The sequence below is a fragment of the Acinetobacter sp. 243_ASPC genome, from assembly GCF_001054715.1.
GTDB lineage: Bacteria > Pseudomonadota > Gammaproteobacteria > Pseudomonadales > Moraxellaceae > Acinetobacter > Acinetobacter soli.
In genome coordinates, this window is the sequence record NZ_JVOR01000107.1 from 20531 (window position 1) to 27040 (window position 6510).

Here is a 6510-nt window from a genome sequence, read left to right on the forward strand (position 1 = left end):
TATAAAAGAATGGGGTTATTGTACGGGAAATAAAAATAAATCGTCAGCAATCCACGGTACTTTTCATAAAATAATCCTGTCAATCTATCGGTTAAAATTACAGAAATTCAAAAAAATCGTCTTACAATAGAGAGATAAAAATCAATTCGGATAAAAAATGGCAACTGGCTTACTTGTACTTCTCGATGATATTGCAACGATTTTGGATGATGTTGCCCTCATGAGTAAAATGGCAGCGAAAAAAACCGCTGGCGTATTGGGAGATGATCTGGCGTTAAATGCCCAGCAAGTAACAGGTGTTCGCGCCGAGCGTGAAATACCGGTGGTATGGGGCGTAGCAAAAGGCTCTTTTATTAATAAACTGATTTTGGTGCCACTGGCATTATTAATTTCGGTGGTCGCACCTTGGCTCATTAATCCGTTACTCATGATTGGTGGTTTATTTTTATGTTATGAAGGGATTGAAAAAGTCATTCATAGTTTGTTTTCAAAAAAAGCACACGCTGAAAAACACACAGATCCACAACAACAAAACGATGAAACTGATTTAGCTGCTTTTGAAAAACAAAAAATAAAAGGTGCTATTCGCACCGATTTTATTCTTTCTGCCGAAATTGTGGTGATTTCATTAGGTACTGTTGCCGCAGCAGCATTTATGACCAAAGTTATGGTACTCAGTATTATCGCAATTGTAATGACTGTGGGTGTTTATGGTTTTGTTGCCATGATTGTAAAAATTGATGATTTGGGCTTGTACTGGACCAAGCAAAGTTCGTCTTTTAAACAAAAACTTGGGAATGCGTTGTTGGTATTTGCACCTTGGTTAATGAAAGCCTTGTCTGTGGTTGGAACGATTGCGATGTTTTTAGTGGGAGGTGGCATTATTGCGCATACGATTCCACTGATTCATCACTTTAGCGAAGAAACCAGTGATCATTTAGAAATGATTCCCACAGTTGGGAATATTATTGGTGCGATTACCCCAACGTTGATTAATTTTGGAATAGGTATGCTGGCAGGTTTGATCGTGTTTATGATTGTAACCGTATTTCAAAAAATGAAAGCGAAAGCCGCATAAACGATTGGAGATGATCTATGCGTTGGAAAGGTCGACGAGTCAGTAGCAATGTAGAAGATCGCCGTGGGAGTGGTGGTGCTAAAGTGGGTGGCATCAGTATCGTCGGTTTGGTGGTGGCATTTGTGGCATGGAAATTTTTTGGTGTCGATCCGCAACAAGCCTATCAGGCAACTCAGCAGATAACAGCCGCACAAAGTCAGACGGGTACAGCACCAGAGCAATTATCTGCTGAACAAAAAGAAGCCTCAGATTTTGTAGGAACAATTTTGGCAGATACAGAGGACACTTGGACGCCCATCTTCCAACAGCTGGGGCAAAGCTATGTTGCGCCAAAATTAGTGTTGTTTAATGGCCGCGTTCAATCTGCCTGTGGTACTGCGGAGTCGGCGATGGGGCCTTTTTATTGTCCAAGTGATCAAAAAGTTTATATCGATACACAGTTCTTTAAAGAGATGCGCCAACAAATGGGGATATCAGGCGATAAAAATCAGACTGAACTGAGCAGACAAGATCAGGCAGGCGATTTTGCTCAGGCCTATGTCGTGGCACATGAGGTAGGACATCATATTCAAAATTTATTGGGTATATCCTCTCAGGTACAACGTGCGCAAGCACAGGCTAATCGTACTCAAGCCAATCAACTTTCTGTACGTCTTGAACTACAGGCCGACTGCTTTGCCGGAATATGGGCCAATCGAAATCAAGAACGCACGCAATTTTTAGAGGCTGGAGATGTCGAAGAAGCCATGGATGCAGCACAAAAAATTGGAGATGATTATCTTCAGAAGCGTGCAACAGGGCAGGTGGTCCCTGATAGTTTTACCCATGGTACCAGTCAACAGCGCATGCATTGGTTTGAAACTGGATTAAAAAGTGGTGACTTGAATCAGTGTGATACATTCAATAGTCGTTCAATTTAAAAAAGAAGGTGACACCTTCTTTTTTATTTTTTAAGAAACTGCTTGAAGTTGCGAAGAATTCGGTAACTACAATATAGAGCGATCAAGGCAAAAATACCGACGCCAAAAAGTACATATTTTAAATTGCTCATATCTTGAGCATACAATGACTTGATGTCTTGCTCAGACCAAGTGTAAGAGCTAGGCATATTGGTCTGGGTATCCATATAACGTATTTTCTCAAGATAACTATGTGTACCAAAGGTTTGAAACGTTGCATCCTGAATTACACGTGTCCCAATTTCGTTATAGCGGTCTGTACATAAGGTTGCAAGATAATGTTCGCAATTCAATTTCGCGATATATCCGCGATCTTGTAGCACAATATAAAAAGCTTGATTGGGCTTTTTATTGTTACTTAATAGACGATAAGTATGTGTCGCATCACTTTGAATCTGTGAAATCTGTTTGTGGGTATATTCATCCTCGGCATTCCAGATTTCCTTTGCTTTACTATAAAAGGTTAAGATGAGTGCCGCCGTAATTAAAAAAATACAGGTAGCTGAGACAAGCCGAACAACAGTTTTAATCGATTGATGCATGTGCGAGGACTTCCTTTTAAACGCCATTAAAATAACTGATTTGATTCAATTCACAAAGAAGTTTTCTACCTAATCTTAAGTATTTGATAAAACTAAACATTATGGTTTTTTTGTTAATAAAGTTAATTTTTGGCAATATCCAAAGTAAATTTAAGTAAAATTACAGATCTGTTTATTTATATGATCCATAAGGATATTTATGGGTAGTTTTTTTCTCCTTCAAGTTCTCACGGTTATTTTTGCGCTGTCGATTGCAACCACAATTTTTAATAAGCGTATTTTAAATTTCCCTCAGGCGATTGGTGTGCCGATTGTTTCGGCTGTTTTAGTTTTTATTTTGCAATGGGGAGCCAGCCTGTTAAATGGCAACCAGTTTATTACCATTAATATTCATAATATTGAAAATGCAGTAAAAAGTATTGATTTTTATGATTTCCTAATCAATGGTGTGATTTGTTTTATTTTAACCTCCTCAGCACTCAAATTTAAAATTTCAGATTTGCGCAATCATTGGAAGCCAATCGGTATCTTGGCGACTATTGCGTTGGTGCTCTGTGCTGTCTTGTTCGCAGGTTTATTGTTTGGTTTTCAATACTTGATTGGAAATCCTGTTCCAATTCTGGTTTTACTGTTACTTGGTTCTGCATTGGGAGCAACAGATCCGATTGGTATCAAAGGGGTATTAAGTTCAGTTCGCGCCCCGCATCACCTGATTGTTAAACTTGAAGGTGAGTCACTCTTTAATGACGCCATGTGTATCGCCGTGTTTATGACCCTTTTAAATGTACTTAAAGGGGAGCACTTTAGCTTGGTGGGCACAATCGAAAACTTTCTTTACGAAATCGTGGTCGCTGTGATTATTGGGTGGGCATTTGGTGTCGGAATTTTACGTCTGTTGCGTGGTAAGCACGAGATGGAATCTTTAATTCTGACGACAGCGTTATTGGCAAGTGGTGCCTATTTGGTGTCATTGTTCGCACATGCATCGGCACCGATTGCTTGTGTGATTGGCGGCTTGATTGTTGGAAATAAGTGGAAAGAAATTTTACAAGAACGTGAAATTCGAGAAGTGAACCATTTCTGGCACACCGTAGAAGGCATTATTAACTCATTTTTATTTACTTTGATTGGTCTTGAGCTTTTTATTCTAGATTTAAGTACAAGCATGATCTTGGGTGGAATCTTCGCCTTTATCGCTTTACATATTTCGCGCTTTGTTGCAAATTTTCTCTCGTTTTCTTTTTTCCCGTCATTTAAGCATAAGAGTTACAACGGCAGTCTGGCAATTTTATCGTGGGGTGGTGTTCGAGGTGGAATTTCATTGGCCTTGATTCTTGCGGTCGCCAACGTACCTGAGCTACGAGATTACAGCAGTATTTTAATTGGGTATACCTTTATTAGTGTGCTGATGTCGGGAGTGGTTTGTGGACTTGGTTTACCTGCTGTGATGAATGCATTTTATTATAATCCTAATGAAGAAACTCAAGGATTTAAAGGCTGGTATCAACGTATGTGCCACAAAATGAACCGCAAAGGGTATAAGTATATTGTAGGCGAGGATGCATATGGTAACGAAACGATCACCATTTACGACATGGATAAACTAACCGATCAGAAAGCCGAAGATGGTATTGCGACAGTGCATAACCCCACAAAAGTACAAGAAGCGAAAAGACTGGAGAATCCGAATAATTTTTAAATATATCGAGTATTCATAATTTGATCATTCGATTGTTTAATAGAATTTATGAATAAGTATAGTTTAAATAAAAATATACATCATGTTATTCAATGAGCTAAAAATTGTGATTGAGCTGATTGAACTCGGTTCTTTCACACTTTTTAAATCAATTACTGAGTCTAAAGTGGTTGCCCAAGTTTTCTATAAGATTCTTATATCAGAGATTTGTATCAAAATTGTTCGATAGTGAAATTTTTTTTATAAAAAATATATATAAATCAATTAATTAAAATAAAAAATTTACTATAAGGTAAATATAAGCATAATTTATGTGAAACAGTTATCACTTTTTTTTGTTTTTTGAGCTGTTTTTGTATTTATTTTTTTCTTTTTTGAATGTTTAATGGTATGGATTACGTGCAAAAATCATAAAAGATGGTTGTTTTGAGTAAGCCATCACGGTGTGGGGAAGCACATTAAAAAATATAAAGCATACGAGAGAGATGAAAGTCATGCCAAACATACAAATTATCGCTAAAGAATCGCATGCCGTATTGGCAGATATCACAGGAAACTCCGCTAAACTCACAGAAGCATCTGTTGTATTGGTTAAGGTTTCAGCAGATGATGTTCAAGAAGTAACCCGTGATGGTACCAGTGCTATCATTAAGCTCAAGAATGGCGAAGTCATCGTTATTGACGACTTTTTCAGTACGGAAGGTCCTACAGACAATAGCCTAGTTTTTCAAGATGATTCTAATAAACTGATCTGGGTACAATTCACAGATGCACAAGGCGCCCTGCTTGAAAATGTGGCGTATCAACCAATCGATTCAATCGAGCCTTTATTATATGGTCACAGTGAAACAAGTCCATGGGCATGGGCAGCCGTTCCAGTAACTGCAGGTGGTATCTTGTGGTGGGCGCATAATCGAGATAGTGATAACGATAACAATAACCCGCCTGTGGTTAACCCGCCTGCAACACCTACCACTCCAGCAACTGTCTTTGACGATAAACAACCAATCACTGGCAATGTAAGCAACGGTAGCTCCACGAATGATGCATCTCCTTTAATTAGTGGTACAGGCACAGCTGGCACGACAATTACGGTATATGACGGCAATACTGTTTTGGGTACTACCACCGTAGGTTCAGACGGTAAATGGTCATTTACACCAACCACACCATTAACCGATGGCACGCATAGCATTACTTATACAGTTAAAGATGCGGCGGGAAATGAAAGTGGTAAGAGCCCAGCAATTGACTTTACCGTGGATACCATCGCACCAGATACGCCAACAACTGCTCCAAATGCTACAGATGATGTTGCACCTGTCATTGGCCCAATTACTGCTGGCAGTTCGACCAATGACAATACCCCAACATTAACGGGTACAGGCACTGCGGGCGATATCATTACCGTTTATGATGGCGCTACCAAACTGGGTACAGCCACAGTGGGTTCAGATGGGAAATGGTCATTTACACCATCACCTGCGCTAGCAGATGGCTCACACAGTATTTCTTACACAGCAACAGATAAAGCGGGAAATGAAAGCGGTAAGAGTCCAGCAATTGACTTTACCGTAGATACCATCCCGCCATTGGCAAATGCAGTCACGGTGCTGGATCTGTACGATGATGTGGGCGCGATTCAGGGCACCATCAGCAACAGTCCAGATAGTCTGACCGATGACACCCGTCCGGCATATTCAGGAACGGCAGATGCCTCGGTAGCGATCGTGAAAGTCTACGACAATGGCGCATACCTAGGCAGTGCGACCGTGGGTACAGATGGCAAATGGAGCTTCACGCCAAGTACACCGATTGGTGCAGGACCGCACAGTTTCACCGCCAGTGGTGTGGATGCAGCAGGTAACGAAGGACCGCAAAGCGCGGCATGGCAATTCAAGGTGGTGGGTGCAGCCCCATCGGCGCCATCCATTCAGAGCGTGACAGATAATCAGGGTGATGTGACAGGAGATCTGCAGAAGAACCAGACCACAGATGACCGCACGCCGACCATCAGTGGTACCGGGCAAGTGGGTGCGGTGGTGACGGTATATGTTGACGGCACGGCAGTGGGTTCAACCACAGTGGCTTCAGACGGGACCTGGAGTGTGACCACGACGGATCTAGGTGCAGACGGCACCAAGAACCTGATTGCGAAACAGACCGATGGTGCAGGCCAGTCGAGCCCGGATTCAGGTGCTTATCCAATCGTACTGGATACCACAGCGCCAG

At 41.1% G+C, this 6510-nt stretch carries 5 protein-coding genes; 4 read left to right on the forward strand and 1 reads right to left on the reverse strand.

The window, feature by feature from the left end:
- The first annotated feature begins 157 nt into the window (after positions 1 to 157).
- A complete protein-coding gene (locus tag ADA42_RS14690) occupies positions 158 to 1078 on the forward strand; it encodes a DUF808 domain-containing protein (RefSeq protein WP_004940916.1) in 921 nt (306 codons plus the stop codon).
- Positions 1079 to 1095: 17 nt separating this feature from the next.
- On the forward strand, positions 1096 to 1998 hold the full coding sequence (locus ADA42_RS14695) for a neutral zinc metallopeptidase (RefSeq protein WP_048765962.1): 903 nt from the start codon (positions 1096 to 1098) through the stop codon (positions 1996 to 1998).
- A gap of 23 nt (positions 1999 to 2021) precedes the next feature.
- Here the strand turns inward: ADA42_RS14695 and ADA42_RS14700 are convergent, their stop codons facing one another.
- Positions 2022 to 2579 (reverse strand): hypothetical protein, encoded by a 558-nt coding sequence (locus ADA42_RS14700; RefSeq protein ID WP_048765963.1) that lies wholly within the window; start codon positions 2577 to 2579, stop codon positions 2022 to 2024.
- 199 nt (positions 2580 to 2778) lie between these two features.
- On the opposite strand from ADA42_RS14700, the gene ADA42_RS14705 reads away from it, so the two are divergent.
- Both ADA42_RS14705 and ADA42_RS14710 read left to right on the forward strand, forming a co-directional pair.
- Complete coding sequence (locus ADA42_RS14705) at positions 2779 to 4278, forward strand: cation:proton antiporter (RefSeq protein ID WP_048765966.1); 1500 nt, start codon at positions 2779 to 2781, stop codon at positions 4276 to 4278.
- A 494-nt stretch (positions 4279 to 4772) separates the two neighbouring features.
- The coding region (locus ADA42_RS14710; RefSeq protein ID WP_048765969.1) for an Ig-like domain-containing protein at positions 4773 to 6510 on the forward strand (1738 nt) is incomplete at its 3' end.

Bases quoted from the DNA above. Each gene is read 5' to 3' on its own strand.
- ADA42_RS14690 (WP_004940916.1), top strand. From the start codon at position 158: ATGGCAACTGGCTTACTTGTACTTCTCGATGATATTGCAACGATTTTG.
- ADA42_RS14695 (WP_048765962.1), top strand. From the start codon at position 1,096: ATGCGTTGGAAAGGTCGACGAGTCAGTAGCAATGTAGAAGATCGCCGT.
- ADA42_RS14700 (WP_048765963.1), bottom strand. From the start codon at position 2,579: ATGCATCAATCGATTAAAACTGTTGTTCGGCTTGTCTCAGCTACCTGT.
- ADA42_RS14705 (WP_048765966.1), top strand. From the start codon at position 2,779: ATGGGTAGTTTTTTTCTCCTTCAAGTTCTCACGGTTATTTTTGCGCTG.